At 61.6% G+C, this 17,480-nt stretch carries 14 protein-coding genes; 6 read left to right on the top strand and 8 right to left on the bottom strand.

Features of this window, described 5'->3' with window-relative positions; translation table 11 throughout:
- Positions 1-6: 6 nt before the first annotated feature.
- Both Q7V45_RS08450 and Q7V45_RS08445 read right to left on the bottom strand, forming a co-directional pair.
- Positions 7-1,302 (bottom strand): aspartate aminotransferase family protein, encoded by a 1,296-nt coding sequence (locus Q7V45_RS08450; protein WP_304850035.1) that lies wholly within the window; start codon positions 1,300-1,302, stop codon positions 7-9.
- Positions 1,303-1,312: 10 nt separating this feature from the next.
- Positions 1,313-2,512: an acyl-CoA dehydrogenase family protein gene (locus Q7V45_RS08445; RefSeq protein WP_304850032.1), complete on the bottom strand. Its 1,200-nt coding sequence runs from the start codon at positions 2,510-2,512 to the stop codon at positions 1,313-1,315.
- 148 nt (positions 2,513-2,660) lie between these two features.
- Here Q7V45_RS08445 and Q7V45_RS08440 point away from each other — a divergent pair, with 148 nt between their 5' ends.
- Positions 2,661-3,410 carry a magnesium chelatase domain-containing protein gene (locus Q7V45_RS08440; RefSeq protein WP_370692569.1) on the top strand — a complete coding sequence of 250 codons (750 nt, stop codon included), beginning with the start codon at positions 2,661-2,663 and terminating at the stop codon, positions 3,408-3,410.
- Positions 3,411-4,114: 704 nt separating this feature from the next.
- Positions 4,115-5,197 carry a type IV secretory system conjugative DNA transfer family protein gene (locus Q7V45_RS08435; protein WP_304850029.1) on the top strand — a complete coding sequence of 361 codons (1,083 nt, stop codon included), beginning with the start codon at positions 4,115-4,117 and terminating at the stop codon, positions 5,195-5,197.
- A gap of 59 nt (positions 5,198-5,256) precedes the next feature.
- Here the strand turns inward: Q7V45_RS08435 and Q7V45_RS08430 are convergent, their stop codons facing one another.
- Both Q7V45_RS08430 and hsdR read right to left on the bottom strand, forming a co-directional pair.
- Positions 5,257-6,726, bottom strand: coding sequence for an N-6 DNA methylase (locus Q7V45_RS08430; protein WP_370692571.1), 1,470 nt, complete (start codon positions 6,724-6,726; stop codon positions 5,257-5,259).
- Positions 6,727-6,865: 139 nt separating this feature from the next.
- Positions 6,866-9,217 carry an EcoAI/FtnUII family type I restriction enzme subunit R gene (gene hsdR, locus Q7V45_RS08425; RefSeq protein ID WP_304850023.1) on the bottom strand — a complete coding sequence of 784 codons (2,352 nt, stop codon included), beginning with the start codon at positions 9,215-9,217 and terminating at the stop codon, positions 6,866-6,868.
- 139 nt (positions 9,218-9,356) lie between these two features.
- Between hsdR and Q7V45_RS08420 the strand changes: the two genes are divergently transcribed.
- The 3 genes from Q7V45_RS08420 (at position 9,357) to Q7V45_RS08410 (ending at position 13,113) form a co-directional block, all read left to right on the top strand.
- Positions 9,357-9,743: a hypothetical protein gene (locus Q7V45_RS08420; protein WP_304850020.1), complete on the top strand. Its 387-nt coding sequence runs from the start codon at positions 9,357-9,359 to the stop codon at positions 9,741-9,743.
- A gap of 8 nt (positions 9,744-9,751) precedes the next feature.
- Entirely contained in the window at positions 9,752-12,625 is a 2,874-nt protein-coding gene (locus tag Q7V45_RS08415) for a type IV secretory system conjugative DNA transfer family protein (RefSeq protein ID WP_304850018.1), read from the top strand.
- A 134-nt stretch (positions 12,626-12,759) separates the two neighbouring features.
- The gene (locus Q7V45_RS08410; RefSeq protein ID WP_304850015.1) at positions 12,760-13,113 is read left to right on the top strand and encodes a hypothetical protein; all 354 of its coding nucleotides are present in this window, start codon (positions 12,760-12,762) and stop codon (positions 13,111-13,113) included.
- A gap of 10 nt (positions 13,114-13,123) precedes the next feature.
- Here the strand turns inward: Q7V45_RS08410 and Q7V45_RS08405 are convergent, their stop codons facing one another.
- The 4 genes from Q7V45_RS08405 to Q7V45_RS08390 are packed head-to-tail and all read right to left on the bottom strand — an operon-like array spanning position 13,124 to position 17,114.
- Entirely contained in the window at positions 13,124-14,716 is a 1,593-nt protein-coding gene (locus tag Q7V45_RS08405; protein WP_304850012.1) for an FAD-binding oxidoreductase, read from the bottom strand.
- Positions 14,717-14,758: 42 nt separating this feature from the next.
- Entirely contained in the window at positions 14,759-15,625 is an 867-nt protein-coding gene (locus tag Q7V45_RS08400; protein ID WP_304850009.1) for a TauD/TfdA family dioxygenase, read from the bottom strand.
- Positions 15,626-15,675: 50 nt separating this feature from the next.
- Positions 15,676-16,716 carry a S9 family peptidase gene (locus tag Q7V45_RS08395; protein ID WP_304850006.1) on the bottom strand — a complete coding sequence of 347 codons (1,041 nt, stop codon included), beginning with the start codon at positions 16,714-16,716 and terminating at the stop codon, positions 15,676-15,678.
- A complete protein-coding gene (locus Q7V45_RS08390; protein WP_304850003.1) occupies positions 16,713-17,114 on the bottom strand; it encodes a histidine triad nucleotide-binding protein in 402 nt (133 codons plus the stop codon). Before Q7V45_RS08390 ends, Q7V45_RS08395 begins: the two co-directional genes overlap by 4 nt.
- 59 nt (positions 17,115-17,173) lie before the next feature.
- On the opposite strand from Q7V45_RS08390, the gene Q7V45_RS08385 reads away from it, so the two are divergent.
- Positions 17,174-17,480 (top strand): hypothetical protein (locus Q7V45_RS08385; protein WP_304850000.1); only part of this gene is annotated, 307 nt, incomplete at its 3' end.

Raw genomic sequence — 17,480 nt, 5'->3', positions numbered from 1 at the left:
GAGGGCTCAGCCGTCGACTTCCGCCATCGTGGCATCGAAGGCGACGATGAATTCTTCCGCATGGCTCTGCTGGAAGACCAGCGGCGGCCGGATCTTCACGACGTTCCTGTAGGCGCCGGCATTGCTCGTGAGGAAGCCGCGATCCTTCAGTCGATTGATGATGTCGACCGCCTTGTCCATGTCGGGGTCGCGCGTGGCATCCGTCTTGGCGATCTCGACGCCGATGAACAGCCCGTGGCCGCGCACGTCGGCGATCGACGCGAAGCGGCCCTTGCGCTCCGCCAGCGCCGATTTCAGGAAGGTGCCCACGGCGGCGACGTTTGCGGCCAGGCGGTCGCGCTCGATGACGTCGATCACCGCCATGCCCACCGCCGCCTGCAGCGGGCTCGAGGCGAAGGTGTTGAAGTAGCGCGTCGCGGCCCGGAAGGTCTCGACCAGCTTGCGGCTCGCGGCGGTAGCCGCCAGCGGCAGTCCGTTGCCCATCGGCTTGCCGGTGACCACGATGTCGGGCGTGAAGCCCAGCACGTCGTAGCCCCACCAGACGCCACTGCGGCAGTAGCCGGCCTGGACCTCGTCGGCGATCACCAGGCCGCCGGCGGCACGCACGATCTCGGCAGCGCGCGCCATGAAGCCGCGCGGGACATCGGGCAGGCCCTCGTTGGCGAAGATCGAGCAGACGATCAGACCCGCGAAGCCCGTCCCGTCCTCCTCGAAGCTGCGGATGACCTGCCGCAGCCGGTCGAGATAGGCCTCGCACAATTCGTCCTCGCTGGCGCCCGGCACCAGCGGGCGCAGCATCTCGGGGAAGGGGATGGCGCGCACGTCGCCGGCGGTGTTCTGGCCGCTGCCGATGCGCGTCATCTTGCCGACCGCCTCGCTGTTGCCGTGATAGGTGGCGTTGGTGCAGACGATGCCCGCCTTGCCGGTCGCCATGCGCGCCATGCGCAGCGCCACCTCGTTGGCCTCCGTGCCGGAGCAACTGAAGATCACGCTCTCGATCTCCGGCCCGTGCAGCGCCGTCAGCCGCTCGGCGAAGGTCACGATGCCTTCGTGCAGGTAGCGGCTGTGGACGTTGAGCGTCGACTGCTGGCGCGCCATCGCCTCGGCGACGTGGGGATTGGCGTGACCGACGCAGGGCACGTTGTTGTACATGTCGACATAGCGCCGGCCCTCGGGGTCGAACAGCTCGACACCCTGTCCCCGCACGATGTGCAGGGGCGTGTTGTAGAAGAGCGGCGCGCCCGCACCGAAGGCGCGGTCGCGGCGCGCCGCAAGCGTTGCGGCCGGTGTCGTCGCGTTCATGGTCTCCGTCCTACATCTTCCCCGAAACGATGCGGGCGCCCAGGGCCCAGCGATGGACCTCGGACGGGCCATCGTAGATTCGGAAGGCGCGGGAGTCGCGGAAGAAGCGCTCGACCACCGTGTCGCGCGTGATGCCGAGCCCGCCCAGGATCTGCATACAGCGATCGGCCACGCGGAAATAGGCCTCCGAGCAGATGACCTTGGACATCGAGCTCTCGTTGGAGGCGCGCTCGCCCTGGTCGAGCAGCCACGCCGTGTGCCAGATCGACAGCCGCGCCTGGTTCATGTCCATCAGATTGTCGGCCAGCATGAACGACACGCCCTGGTGCTCGCCCAGCGTCTTGCCGAAGGCGACGCGGTGGCGCGCATAGTCGGTGGCGATGTCCTGGGCGCGCATCGCCGCGCCGAGCCAGCGCATGCAATGGCTGAGCCGCGCGGGTGCGAGCCGGACCTGGGCGTAGCGGAAGCCCTTGCCGATCTCGCCCAGCACGGCGTCGGCCGGCAGGCGCAGGTTCTTGATCTCGATCACGCCGTGGCCGCCGGTGAAGCTGGAATCCATCGTGTCGAGCGTGCGCTCGAGGCGGATGGCGGGATCGGGCAGGTCGGCCAGGAACATGGTGGCATGGCCGTCCATCGGCCCGCCCTCGTTCTTGGCCATGATGATGGCGCAGCCCGCGCCCTCGGCGCCGGTGATCAGCCACTTGCGGCCGTTGATCACCCACTCGTTGCCTTCGAGCCGCGCCGTGGTCGTCATCAGGCTGGGGTCGGAGCCGGCGCCGCCCGGCTCGGTCATGCAGAAGATCGAGCGGATCTGGCCCGTCGCCATACGCTTCAGGAAATGCTCGCGCTGGTCGGGACGGGCCACGACGTCGAGCAGGTGGATGTTGCCCTCGTCGGGCGAGGCGCAATGGATCGCCGTCGGCCCCAGGATCGAATAGCCCGCCGCCTCGAAGACATGGGCGCGGCCGACCTGGCTCAGCGCCTGGCCGCCATATTCCTTCGGCACCTGCGGCGCGAACACGCCGGCGGCCTTCGCCAGCTCGTTCATCTCGATCCGCAGCGCGTCGGTCGGCCCGTGCGCCGTCCAGCGCGGGTCGGTCTCGTAGGGGATGATCTTGTCCTTGACGAAGTCCTTCACCTTGGCGGCCAGGTCGGTGATCGCCGCCGGCGGCGTGAAATTGAGGTCGTCGATCTTCTGCTTGGCCGTCACGAAACTCTCCCGCGTTTGCGGGCGGAACCTAGCACGGGTCGCGGCCGGCGGCGTGCTTGAGCGTCGCAGAGCAATATGCAACTATTACGTGCTTTACTTATATCCTATGCGTTCTTTAATTGTTCCCGGTGCAGGACGGGAGCGGGACATGCAGGCGACGGTTCGGACGGTGGCGTTCCAGGGCATCGATGTCCTGCCGGTGGACGTGCAGGTGCTGGTGGCGCCGGGGACCATCGCCTTCGCGGTGGTCGGGCTGGCCGACAAGGCGGTGGGCGAGAGCCGCGAGCGGGTGCGGGCCTGCTTCCGGGCGCTGGGGCTGGCCCTGCCGCCGCAGCGCATCACGGTGAACCTGTCGCCGGCCGACCTGGCCAAGGAGGGCAGCCACTACGACCTGCCGATCGCGCTGGGTCTGCTGGCGGCCCTGGGCGTGCTGCCGCGCGAGAGTGTCGAGGGCTTCGTGGTGCTTGGGGAACTGGCGCTCGACGGCTCGCTCTGCCGGGTGCCCGGCGTCCTGCCGGCGGCGATCGCCGCCCAGGCGGCGGGGCGTGGCGTGATCTGCCCGTCGGTGTGCGGGGGCGAGGCTGCTTGGGGTGGCTTCGACTCCCTGCCCGACACCGACCGGCCGCCGATCATCGCCGCGCCCTCGCTGCTGGCGCTGATCAACCATCTGCGCGGCCAGCAGACCCTGCCGGCGCCCGAGGCGCTGATGGCCGACGATCGTGCGACCTATCCCGACCTCAGCGAGATCAACCCGCCACTCAGTGGCAATCCGCCTACTCCGTCATTTCCGTTCGGAATGACAATGATGGAATTCCGCTTGATCCAACCTTGCTCGTTATACCAGTCCCGGAAAATCTCCCAAGTTGGCTTAAATTCAAGAACGCCGATCTTGCGTTGAGCCTCCGTCGTCATCGCCGTCTTGTCGTACTGCTTGCCCAGGCGTGTGAAGTCAGCATCAGTGCAAGCGTAGGGTTTGCCGTTGTAAGTAAACCTTAGATGCGCGAGCGCCGTTTCGATTTCATCAACGTGGTCTGGGTCATCAGGCGAAATTATGAGATGAATATTTAGTGGATTGCCCTTGTCGAGTTTCGGGCCAAACCTGAACTCAATGTTAGGAACGAGTAACTCAATGTTCTTGAGTCGTCCCTCATTCCTGTGCGCTAAGAGTCTCTTATATCCTTCAATTGAGAGATAGTCTGTCGCCCCTACTGTCGCAATCGAGGGGTCGGCGCCCTCAATGCAGGCTAGGTAACCATCCCAATCGTTCGAGAAGCCATTCGCGAACACACTGGCAGGCGTGTGAATGTGCAAATCCCAGCGCCGCCATTCAGAGCCCTTAGCATACTTTTCCTGAGCCATTGTCTTTCGGATACCGATCATCGAGTAGTCTGAGGGAGAGATAGGGACATTCTACTCCGCAAAAGAGCAAACGGGTAGTTGTGTGAACCCAGTTGCAACCAGGCATCGACTGGCATCTCCGTCCCTTGTTGGTTGCGCGCCGGAGAGTATCGTAGATCTATGTTGAAGGGCGACGTCTCTAGATTAGGAGTAACTAACGGCCGACGGCGACACCTTTTTGGCATTCGTCAATCCGATCGGCTCATGCATCTGTATGTTGTAGGTAAGACAGGGACCGGAAAATCGACACTTCTGGCCTCGATAGCTCGGCAAGACCTGGAGGCTGGTCGTGGCTTCTGCTTTATCGATCCTCATGGCGATGTTGTTGAAAGGATCGCGAGCGCCGCAACGCTTTCGGGGCGCTCCGATGTCACCTACTGGAACGTCCCGGATCCGGCATCGCCGTACGGATATAACCCGCTCCGACATGTCCGGGAGGACAAGATATCGCTCGCAGTCTCAGGCGTGCTCGAAGCGATGCGGAAGCTCTGGATCGATGCCTGGGGCGTACGGATGGAGCACATTCTTAGGAACGCTCTGTATGCCCTCTTCGAACGGCCCCACAGCACTATCGCCGACGTGCTGCGGCTTCTTGGGGAGGAAAGTTTCCGGAAGGAGGTGGCCGCCGGCATTCAGAATGAGGCGGTACGCCTTTTCTGGCAGAAGGAGTTCTCCAGGTACTCCTTTGGGTATCGCTCGGATGGCGCAGCACCGGTGCAGAACAAGATTGGGGCGTTCCTCGCTGACCCGCTGTTGAACCGCATCCTCACCAAGCCCCGGGAGGATCTCCATCTGCGGGCGATCATGGACAAGGGCGGGGTACTTCTTGTCAATCTCGCCAAAGGCCAGATTGGAGAGGACAGCGCCAACCTCCTCGGTAGCTTGCTTGTCTCGACGGTGGGCTTGGCTGCGTTCAGCCGGGCGGACATGCCTGCAACGGAACGGCGCCCCTTCTTCCTCTATCTCGACGAGTTCCAGAGCTTCACCACACTCTCGATCGCCACCATGGCCTCGGAGCTACGCAAATACGGAGTAGGCCTCACTCTGGCTCACCAGCAGCTCGATCAACTGGAGCCTGAGGTACGCCACGCTGTCCTTGGCAATACAGGAACCATCATTGCCTTCCGCACCGGGGCGGAGGATGCCCCCCATCTGGGTCGAGAGTTCGCTCCTGTGTTCGGCGCGAATGACCTCATCGCGCTTCCAAACTACCACATCTTTCTGAAGCTAATGATCGACGGGGTGCCGAGCAGGGCGTTCAGCGCGGTGACAGCAGCGGTGATCTAAGCGGTTCGGCGTGCTTTGACTATTCGTACGATAGGAATTCTGACCGGAATACGGACAAGCTAAAGCTCTCTCTTGAATGCCCTATCGAGGATCGATGGAAGCAATGCCTCAAGTTCAACAGCGGTCTCCGCCTGCATCCGCTTCAGCACATCCACCTCCGCAAAGACGCTTTCACCAATTTCCTGACTTCGCGCATCTGGCATTGGAATCTCAATATTAAGAAACTGCTCTGGGCGCGTCCGCTCTCGCCGTGCGCCAACCCCTCGCGTTGCATCGCTGAGGCCACTCCAGAACCATTTCGTTCGAACAATCGCCGCTAGATACCTGGGTCTCGCCTCACCTTCGATGCATCGGAAGGTTCGATACTCCGGGGACACGAACCAATCGGCTAGGTTCTTGGGACAAACAGCCACTGCGCCTTCCCAACCTTTCACTTGGCTGAGAACCACTGCACCATCATAGAGCCGATTGAAGGCGCGGTATGTCGTTTCGGTCCCAGAAATAGCCGCTTTGGAAAACAAGCCTGCGCCAAAACTCTTGAGTCCAACCTGCGGATACGATCCCTCTGGTTGAATTCGAACGGCGTCCTCCTCCAGTCGAAGCAGCTCGCTGAGACGTCTCTTCCGGTTGGCACTGGTCGGCTGCCGACGCAGCTTCCTCATGATGAGCTGCAGAAAAAGGAGCGCGGTCTCTGCCGTCTGTCGATCTTCGGGGAAGTTGCCTTGAATCCCCCTCTCCTCCTCGCCGCCGAACGGTGGGTTGGTGAGGACAATGTCGACGCGGTCCTTTTCTCCGATTTCGGACAGTTTGAACCGCAGCGCGTTCTCGCCATCGATCTGCGGCGCATCCAACCCATGAAGAAGCAGGTTCATCTGGCAGAGTAGATATGGAAGGGATTTAGGCTCACAACCGTAGAGGGTTTCCTGCTGGAGCTTTTTCCGGTCTCCAACGGTCCTGACTTGCTTCGACAGATGATTGAATGCCTCAACAAGAAATCCGCCCGTACCGCTTGCTGGATCGAGAACGACCTCGCCAACCCTCGGATCGGTTAACTCGACCATCAAGCGGACAACCGCTCGCGGAGTGTAGAATTCGCCAGAATCTCCGGCAGCATCGCGCATCTCGCGAAGCATTGATTCGTAGAGCGCACCGAGCGTATGCAGCTCGGCGCTAGACGTGAAATGGATGCTCCCGATCTTATTGATCACATCACGGAGGAGATAGCCGCTTTTCATCCGGTTATCGACACCACGAAAGACAGTTGCTATCACATCGCGCCGATTGTCGCCGTTGCTGCTGGAGAGCGACCGAAGGTACGCGAAGAGGCCGGGTCCACGCACGCCATCCGGTCGAACCGCCTCGTCCTGATTGATAAAAGAGAGCAGCTCGTCTCCCGTGATACCTTGCTGATTCGCCGCCCAGTCGCGCCACCGATAAGGAGCTTCAATGGCCGGCCGAAATCGCTTAGTTGCAAGGGTTGCCTCATCTTCTCGAACGACCTCCAGATCGTCCAGAAACTTCAAGAACATAATCCAAGTAAGGAGCGGTAGTCGGTCAAGATCACCGTTAAGTCCCTTGTCCTTCCGCATGATCTTGCGAGCAGACTTGAGAAGACTGCCTAGCGCCTGTGCTGTGGTAGCAGGGGCGTCGTTTTTCTTTGTCTTGGGACTACGCGGCATATAGCTGACTCTGCAACTCGGTTACGGCGGCACGCAGACGATCTGCCCCACCAAAAATTTGGATGATGTCGCTCACTTGACCATGGTGCGATAGTGGCGGCACCTTCAGTACATCCGGCAGAACAAATTGGGCATCGCCATGGTCAGCGTACTTTTCCAATAGTTCACCGAGAATCTGACGAGCCTCATCTCCGTACTGCACAAATAGATCAGGCTTTTCTGTCCTGAGCGCTTGGGCACGCTCGCGACGAGTACGTAGCGGCGCACTGAATGCGAGGTGACAGAGGAGATCAAATGGATCGGCTTCGACTTGGCCCAGTGATTCGCCAAGTTTCTCGAAGTCGATGCCGCGCTCCCTAAGCGAGACAATCACTTCTGCTCGCTTATCACTGTCCGCCCAAGCTAGCCGCAGCTCTCGCGACGACTGAAACAGCGATCGTACTGTCGAGCCGGCATAGTCAGTATAGCGGACAACCTTCAGCACTTTCCCATCGGGATCGAGTTCTGACACGATATGGGCAGCAATTGTCACTTGTCCGCCGTCGAAATAGAACTTTCGAGGTTCATCTGATGGCGGCTCACTTATTGCCGGACCAGTGTCCCATTCATCGCCAATGTCCGTCGATGACTCGCTCTCCTTGGTGACCGCCCCGCTGCCATCGATCTCGGTTTCCGTCACCCTAGCCGGTTCACCGTCGAAGTCGGGATCCGCAAAGAGACGCGTGGCCGAACCTGTGTAATCGAGAATATTGAACCAAAGCTTGCCGTAGTCATCGCGCACGCGCGTGCCACGCCCAATAATCTGCTTGAACTCACTCATTGAGCCAACGACACGAGCAAGAACGACATTCTTGCATGTCGGAGCATCCACGCCCGTTGTAAGCAATTGGGAGGTTGTCAGGACAACGGGAGTCTTGGTGTCAACGTCTTGGAAGCGCCCCAGATGTCCGCGTCCGATATCACCCTCGTCAGAAGTAACACGAGCGACATAGTCGGGATATGTGACCCTAAGGTCCGCGTTCAGGTTACCGAGAGCTGCGGCCATCTCTGATGCATGTTCTTGGTCGACACAGAATACAATCGTCTTGGCGAAGCGGTCATTCTTTTGCATGAAGTCAGCCAGGTGCTTGGCAATTGCCTCGGTTCGCGCTTTGAGCGCAATGACCCGCTCGAAGTCCTTGGTCTGATATTCGTCGTCGGGAATAGTGCGGCCGTACCGATCACGTTCTTCTTTAGTCGGACGCCAACCAGCCGCGTCCCACTCTGTGACAACGCGATGTACGCGATACGGTGCCAAAAAGCCGTCGTCGATGCCCTGCCGGAGGCTGTATTCGTAAACTGGGTTGCCGAAATAGAGATAGGTGTCGCGGTTATCCTCGCGGAGCGGCGTCGCAGTCATACCAAGCTGAAAAGCTGGCGAAAAGTGCTCCAGGATAGATCGCCATGAACTGTCGTCGCGAGCACTTCCGCGATGGCATTCGTCAACAATGATGAGATCAAAAAAGTCAGCTGCATACTCCTTGAAGAGTCCGGCTCGACGCTCATCCTCTGCTAGGGATTGGTAGATCGCGAAGTACATCTCGCGACTCTTCACTATTTCCCCGGACGTGATCTTGTGTCGGGCGTCTCCAAAAGCCGCAAAGATGCCGTCTTTCGGCTGGTCGACGAGGATATTGCGGTCAGCGAGATAGAGGATGCGTGGCCGACGGTGTTCGCCAGTGCGGTTCCAGCGAGCGTTCCAGAGCTTCCAGCAAATCTGAAAGGCGACGGCTGTCTTTCCAGTGCCCGTGGCCATAGTGACGAGCAAACGCTTGTCCCCTCTAAGGATCGCCTCGATGGTCCGGTTGATTGCGATCTGTTGATAGTATCGTTCACCCTTTCCGACTGTGTGATTGGAGGGCGTCAGCAATTGGTCGCCCTTTACTTGATCGCCCAAGCCGACAGCGGATCGATAGCGCTCCCAGAGTATTTTCGGAGTCGGGAAATCTTCCACCTTGGCTTCCAGCCCTGTGGTGTAATCGTATTCGATAATCTCATGGCCATTAGTGGCATACGCGAACTTCAAGCCGAGCATCTCCGCGTACTGCTTTGCTTGCTGAAGTCCTGCAGCGGCTGTCTTGTACACCGGCTTGGCTTCAACGACCGCCAACGGAAAGTCTCGCGTGTACCGAAGGAGATAGTCGACGCGCTTCGGCGGCTTGCGTACGAAACCAGAGCCAACAGGAATGATCCGCCCATCCGTGATGGTTCGTTGCTCCGCAATACTGTGCGGATCAGTATCCCAACCAGCCCCTTGAAGCTTCGGAACAACGTATCTTCGGCACGTATCAGCTTCCGTCATGCGCTCTTTCTTTCACTTTCCAATGATACCCCAAACGGGCCAACTGGTCGAAGCGCAGGTCCCTCTTCGCATGGTTGCAAAACTGTAGTAAAAGGCAATGCACAAAAGCCGCCATTGACGAGCGGTAAAGGGGAGGACAATGAAGCTCATTCTGCGCCGGGACCAAAAGTCCAGTGGCATGCTTTCGAAAACCATCACCTTCTTGCTCGACGTCCGGGCCGACCTCTCGGAGGAGGAGCGGGCTAACATCAAGAAATACAAGCTTTCCGACACGATTCTATACGAGCGAACTACAGTTATCCATCCTGGCTCAGGGCTCCTCGGCGTTGCTTCTCGCCTAGCCCACAAGGCAACGAACCTGTCGATCAGCGTTGGCGATCTTGAGAATGGAAAGCGCATCGACTGCAAGGATATCGTTGAAATGATTGCGATCGAAGAGCAGGTGCGGGAAGCAGCTCAGACATTCAAGAACGTACTTGAGGCCGCCGCGCATTTTGGCGGCGAAGAGGTCATCGAGATCAGTTAGCGCGCGCCGTGTGGAACAACCTCCTTAATTTCTTCGCGGGTGGTACCAAATCCCGCGAGTTGCGCGATATGGAGGCGCTGTATGACAAGATCAAAGCGGCCTTTGATGCGTCTGAGTACACCGATGATAAGTTCGGTGCGTTTCGTGTCGGCGTCATCCTTGAGGCGGGCGAACGGGCGGAACGTATCCCTATCGACCCCCTCATCAACGCCATTGGTCGGCTCGTCGGCGACCTCGTTGACCTTGACTTCCTACTCTACGGCTTTCCCGATCGACCACATTTCGAAACGCTCACCGCCCATGAAGGTGTCGATCTCCGCACGTACCTAAAGCGCAAGGAGCGCTTCCTCTCGAATCCTGCCCACCTGCTCGTCGAATGGCGTAGCCCCGTCGTCGGCGCAATTGCCGGAGTGCTCAAGGCGCTCCCGGCAACACTTTTCAAAGAGGACTGGGACGATCCCGATCCCACTCCCACAGACGGTCCCACAGTTCCTCTTGTTGATCTCCTGGACAGCGTTCCGGAGATTATTGAGCGGCTGTATGCGACGTTTGTGAGCGATATGGTCCTCAAGGCCGATGTCTTTCCCGAACTACGGGAGCAATTGGACCGACGTGCATGCCTGGCTTCAGGCATTGAGTGGCATGAACGCTTTGAGACCGAACGCAAGTTCGTGCCACCTTCAGCATACACACCGGACCAACCGGACCTGGTCGCGGCCATGTATCTTGATGGTACGCCATGGAAGAGGTTCTTCGACACGAGACTGCCGCTCTCGATCCCGTTCCCGGTCCGCTTCGAGCACACCCACATTGTCGGCGGCTCCGGTCACGGTAAGACCCAGCTCCTCCAGCTTGGCATCCTGAGAGACCTTGAGGCGAGCATCGAAGACAACCGCTCGGTCGTGGTGATCGACTCCCAAGGCGATCTGATTCGCAACATCTCGCGGCTGTCGCTCTTCGCACCAGACGATCCCTCTGGCCTTGCCGATCGGCTGCTCATCGTTGATCCGACCGATGTCGAATATCCGGTCGCGCTCAACATGTTCGACTTCGATCGCGGGAGCATGGGGCGGCTGCCGATGGTGGATCGGGAGCGGCTCCTCAATGCCACCATCGACCTCTACGAATACTTTTTCGGAGCGCTACTGGGCGCCGAACTCACGGCCCGGCAAGGCATCATCTTCAAGTACATCGCCCGCCTCCTCCTTGAGATACCGGATGCCACCATCCACACTTTCCGTGAACTCATGGAGGACGGCGAGCCGTTCCGGCCATACATGGAGCGCCTGCCACCCACTGCCCGCGCCTTCTTTGAAACGCGCTTCTTTGACCGCACGTTCAATGAAACTAAGAAGCAGGTTCTCACACGTCTCTGGGGCGTTCTTTCGAATGCGACCTTTGACCGGATGTTCAGCCATCCACGCAGCAAGGTGGATATGTATGGCGCCCTTCAGAGCGGCAAGATCGTCCTGGTAAACACGGCCAAGGAACTCTTGGGCCACGAGGGCGCCTCGATCCTCGGACGCTTCTTCATTGCACTCATCGCCCAGGCCTCACAGCGTCGAGCGACGGTGCCCCAGCACGAGCGCAATCCTGCCTTCGTGTATATCGATGAGGCTGCCGACTACTTTGATGTCACGGTCGATCATCTGCTTAATCAGGCCCGCAAATACAAGGTGGGCATGGTCCTCGCACATCAGAACCTCGATCAGCTTTCGACCTCTTTGCGGGCGTCGATCTTCGCTAGTACGAGCATCAAGTATGCCGGTGGTGTTTCGAGTAGGGACGCCACAGTCTTCGCATCGGAAATGCGCTCGGAGCGAGATTTCCTCGAATCAATGCGCAAGCTCGACCGGGAGACGATGTTCGCCTGCCATGTGCGCAACGTGACACCCCAGGCACTCGCAGTATCAGTGCCACTTGGTGTCGTGGAACGTGAACCGAAGATAAGCAACGCGGACTGGCAAGTCGTACAAGCTGCCAATCGCGCCGCCTATTGCATCTCGTTGGAAGAGGTCCCTGCCGCCCAGTTCCGGCCGGCGCGAAAGGCCGAGCCACGCAAGGAGAGGAGAGACGAGCGGGCGCCTACGAAGGCGGAGCTAGGCGCGGAAGGCGCTGCGCTGCATGGTGCTGGTGATGAACAGCAACATGAGGACGGCGAACAAGACGACCTGCCAGTAGAGCTTGGGCAGGGCGAGCGAGACGGCATTGAGCCTTGCGTCGCGCGACTCCGCGATCGAGTCGAAGGAGCCCAGGATTTCGGCATAGATCGTCCTCTCGCGGGGGGACCGCGGTTCGATCTCGAAGATGCCGCGCGAGAGGCGCGCGAAGGCGAGGCGCACCTTGTCGCTGGCCTCGCCGCGCAGCATCACGGGCCATTCGTCGTCGACGATCGCCTTCGCATAGGCCATCAGGCTGCGCCGCAGCTCCGTGACCTGCTCGTCGCCATAACGATTGAGCAGCCGGTCAAGCCGGTTGATCTGCGATGCCTCGGTCGCCACCAGCGAGTCGGCCTTGCGGAAGTTGCTCTCCGCCTCGACCAGGGTGAAAGCCAGCACAAGGCTCGTCATGGTGAAGAGCGTGGCCTGCATGCGCAGCACGAAGTCGGTGTTCTCGTTGCTGGTCCGCAGGTAGGGCAGCCGGTGCACCAGAGACGGCAGGGCGAGGATCGCGCCGGCCATCAAAAGGGCGCCCATTGCCAGGACGAGGGTCTCGGGGAGCGAATACAGCCAGTCGATCATGGCCCTGTTCTAGCGAGGAGAGGCGTCAGTATCGAGTGGATGACGCCTGCCGAAATTGATCCTCGATCGGCCGTTCGACTAGGGTCGCATCGCCGCGGCCACGCTTGGTCGAGGCAACAGAAAGAAGAGAGTTTGCGATGATGCGTCCTTTGATGCGTGTTCTTTTTTCACAATATGCATTTGGCCTGATTTCCCTGCTGATCTGCATCCTCATGGTCATCACATTGACTTAAATCCCCAAGTTGTTGTGGCTGAAGCCTGACATCCACGAAGAGATGGAAATCGTCACTGGCATTGGCATCATCATGATCGGCTGGGGCGTCCTCCTAGAGGAATGCAAGACTCTGCGTGAGATCTTCGGTCTGCTGGGGACGCCGGACGAGGCTTGGCAGGAACTGATCAATCATAGGTGCCACAATTACGGCGTTGGCCAGCTCTCCATCGGCCTGATTGCCAAGATCTGCATCGAGCTGATCAAGATCCCCAACACCATCATCTACACCGGCGAAGTCGACGACTACCTCGTCGCCGACGGCCTCTTCTTCGTGGGCGTGGGCGCGCTCCTGCTCGTCCGTCACGTCCTTGTCATGTATTTCTTTCTGCCGCGGTCGGCCGTCGCGACGCGCTGACATCCCGCCGTCACGGATCGATCAGCACGCCCGGGTTCATCATCCCCTTCGGGTCTAGTTCGCGCTTGGCGCCCCGCAACGCCCGCGCGAACAGCTCGGGCCGTTGCTTGTCGTAGAACGGCCGATGGAAGCGGCCGACGGCGTGATGGTGCGTGGTCGTGCCGCCATGTTCCACCGTCGCGGCGGTGCAGGTCGAGAGGATCTCCATGAACTGCTGAAGCGCGTCCTTCTTCGGGTCGTACAGGCCGCCGAAGGTGAAGTAGAGGCAGGGTCCGTCGGGATAGACGTGCGTGAAGCGGCAGGTGACGGTGCCGTCGCGGCCCGTCACTGCCTTGATCGTGTCCTTGGCGATCTTCGTGATCTTCGTGTGGAAGTCGCGGGTGCGCTCCCAGGTCATCGAGGTCTCGAAGGTCGAGGAGAGGATGCCGCGCGCTACCGCATGCTCGCCATAGTGCGGCGCGCGGATGAACTTGTTGCGCCAGGCCCCGGCGGCGCCGGACCGATGGGCGTTCTCGTCGTCGTCGCTCTGGTCGGCGACGCCGCCATGGGCGGCGCAGATCTCCAGCGCGCGCTTCATCCAGGCGTCGAGCGGATGGTCGGGCGATTCGAAGGCCAGCACCAGCACGGCCTCCTCGTTGCTCCACGGGATGCCGGGCAGCGCCTCGCGCGCTTCGAGCAGGCGGCAGTTGGCGGGATAGAGCCCCGCCTGGGTGATGTCGCGCACCGCGTCGGCACCTGCATGGAAGTCGCGGAAGCGCACGCTGGCCGAGGCCCGAAAGGTCGGCTTCTTGCGCAGGCGCACCCAGGCTTCGGTGATGATGCCTAAAATGCCTTCGGAGCCGATGAACATCCGGTCCGGGCTGGGGCCGGCGCCGGAGCCCGGCAGGCGGCGCGTTTCCAGCGTGCCTTCGGGCGTCACGACCCGCGTGCTCTCCACGAAATCGTCGATGTGTGTGTAGAGCGTGGCGTAGTGGCCGCCCGAGCGCGTGGCAATCCAGCCGCCCAGGGTCGAGCAGCGATAGGCCTGCATGTAGTGGCGCATCGTGAACGGCGTGTCGCGCAGCGCGTCCTCGATCGCCGGTCCGTAGATGCCGCCCTGGATGCGCGCGGCCTGGCTCACCGCGTCGACCTCCAGCACCTTGTCCATGTGGCGCGTCGAGATGGTCACGACCTTGTCGAAAGCGGCCGAGGGTTCGATGCCCTTCACGACCGACGAGCCGCCGCCGTAGGGGATCGCCTTGGCGCCGATGCGGTCGCACCAGTCGAGGACCTTGACGATGTCCTCTTCGCTTTCCGGGAAAGCCACCGCGTCGGGCGGGTTGGGCACGGACCGCATGAACATGCGCAGCGTGTCGAAGCCGGCCTTGCCGTAGCTGTGCTCGAGCCGCGTCAGGTGATCGGTGCGCACCATCGCCTGCAGCGCCGCCGGCACCTCGACGCGGCTCTTGCGCAACACGATCTCGTCGGCCTTGGGCGGCGCTTTCACGTCGAAGCCGGAGAGGCCGTAGCGCTGGGCGATCTCGGCCTCCCAGGGCCTGATCTCGTCTTGGGTCAGGTCCTCGTCGGCGTAACCCCAGGCATAGAACTTCTTCTGCCGCCGCATGTTTCCTCCGATCATTTTTTCATTTTGTCGTCTTTTTGCTTTTTAGGCGGCGAAGGCGATCGGCTTCGTCGTCCCCTTGATCTGCGTGCGGTGCATGATGCGACGCGCCGATTTGTCGAACGGATCGCGGCGGTGCATGGTCGAGCGATTGTCCCACATCACGAGGTCGCCCAGCTTCCAGACATGCTGGTAGATGAAGCGCGGCTGGGTGACGTGCGCCCACAGCTCTTCCAGCACCGCGTCGGACTCCTCTTTCGTGTAGCCCTCGACGAAGGAATTGCGGCGGCGCCCGAGATAGAGCGTGGCGCGGCCGTTGACCGGGTGACGCAGGATCGCCGGGTGCCAGGCGCCCGGCGCAACCATCGGATCGTCGGTCGGCGTCACGCCCTTGCGCAAGTAGCCGCCGGAATTGTAGGTGCCGTCGTGCTTCACCCGGCGGCCTTCGATCTTGGCGCGCAAGGCAGCGGGCAGGGCATCGCAGGCCGCCTGCATGCTGGTGAACCAGGTGTTGCCGCCGGTCGGCGGGATTTCCAGCGAGTAGAGCATCGACGCGTCGGGCGGCACGTCGAGATAGCTCATGTCGGTGTGCCAGACCGCTTCGCCGTCGCCCAGCGCGCCGATCGGATCGCCCTTGGCGTCGAGCACGTTCGACACGACGTAGATGTCGGGGTAGCCCGGCGGGCTGATGCGGCCGCGCTCCTGGTTGGGCGGCGGATCGAGTTCGCCGAAGCGGCGGCTGAAGGCCAGCAGATGGTCGTCGCTGAGCTGCTGGCCGCGCAACAGGATCATCGAATGCGCGTACCAGGCGCGCTCGATCGCGGCGAACTGCTCGTCACTGAAGTTGCGAAGGTCGACGCCGAGAATCTCCGCTCCGACCGACTCGGTCACGGGCCGCACTGTCACGCTCATGTCATGGCCTCCGTCTCTCGCCTCGATGATCGGCCGGCCGCGAGTGTCGATCAAGCGCCGAGCGCCGGCACCAGCCACTTCAGCAGAGCCGCGGCGACGGCGGGCGAGAGCGGCCCGGCGAATCCCGGATCGAGCGGCCCGGTCACGGTTTTCAGGTTGTGGCTGACCTGCGGGATCACTACGGCCTCGCCGGACACGCCGCGCGTTCCCAGCGCGTCGATCAGCGGCTGGATGTCCTCCATCGGGACCACCTGCCGGTCGGCGCCGCCCTGCAGGAGAAGACAGGGCGTGCGGCTCTCGGCGAGCACCGCGGCCGGATCGAAGGACAGCAGGCTTTGCAGGAACGGGCCGGCATAGAGCGGGAACAGGAGTTGCAGCTCCGGCGGCAGGTTGGTGGGCACGCGCCCGGTTTCGAGGATGGCGGCGATGGCGCGATCGGTCGGCAGACGCAGCGACGGCGGCGCGTTGCGCGCGATCTGCGCGCGCAGGATCGCGTCGAGCCGGCGGCCCGGGGTGGCGGCCAGCACCAGCGCGTGCAGCTTCTTCGCAGCCAGTGACCGGCTCGCCGCGAGCGCCAGCAACCCGCCCTCGCTATGGCCCAGCAGCGCGGTGGCATAGGGCTTGATCTCGTCGTGGCGCAGCAGCTCGGCATGCGCGGCCTCGACGTCGCCCACGAAATTGTCCCAGGCGAAGAAGGCTTCCTGTGCCTCCAGCGAGCCGCGCGGCCGCGGCGTCGACTGGCCGATGCCGCGCTTGTCGTAGCGCAGCGAGGCGATGCCGTTGCGCGCCAGCAGCTCGGCGATGTCCTTCAGGAGGTCGATGCGCTCCGGCGCCAGAGGATTGTTGCCGTTGCGGTCGGTCGGCCCGCTGCCGGCGACCAGCACGATGCCCGGCACGTACTGGATCTCGCTGAACAGCGGCATCAGCAAGGTGCCGGCCAGGGTGACACCGTCGCCGCGGCCGGCGAAGCGCACGGGCCGCTCCTTGGTCTTGCCCCTGGCGTACCACCCGCTCTCGGTCGGCGACGTCTGCGCCCATGCGGTGGCCGGCGCGAGCGCGCCGGTGACCAGCAGGGCGCGACGCCGGATCAACCGGCCTTGTCCGGGCTGGGCATGCTGCCCATGGCATGGCTCATGGTGCGGCCGCCGAAGATGTGGACATGGAAGTGAAACACCAGCTGGCCGCCATTGGGTCCATGATTGGCCACGAGGCGATAGCCCTCGGGATCGAGGCCGAGATCGTGCGCGACCTTCGACACGGCGCGCCAGAAGCCGACGATCACCTCGGGCGGCGCCTTGGCGCCGAAGTCGGCCTGGCTGATGTATTCGCCCTTCGGGATCACCAGCACATGCACCGGCGCCAGCGGCGCGATATCGTGGAAGGCTAGCACGAATTCGTCTTCGTAGACTTTCTTGCACGGCAGTTCGTCGCGTAGGATGCGCGCGAAGACGTTGCTGCGATCGTAGGCGGACGTCATGGGGGCTGACATGAAGAGCTCCGGAAGTTGCTGCTGAACGACATGACAACAATACAGGGAAGGTTCGATCGATGGCGGAATTTGAAAAGCGTCTCGCCTGCGTGATCGCCGCCGACGGTTCCATCGCGCGGGGCTACATGATTGACAAGTGCGAGCTGGTGGGGGCCAACCAGTATGTCATCACCTGGAAGGTGCCATTGCAGAAGGAAGCGAAGACCAACTTTTCCTGCGTGATCGGCAGCACCGAACAGGAAGCGGTGGAACCCGGCTTCTGCACCGTCGGCCTGATGGCCGACCCGATGAAGATGAACGTCCATACCTACGATGTCGCCGGCAAGCCGGCGAAGCGGCCCTTTCACCTGGCCGTGTTCCGCGACT

It is taken from the genome of Reyranella sp. (genome assembly GCF_030651995.1).
Taxonomy (GTDB): domain Bacteria; phylum Pseudomonadota; class Alphaproteobacteria; order Reyranellales; family Reyranellaceae; genus Reyranella.
This window is presented reverse-complemented; position numbering and strand designations above follow the sequence as displayed.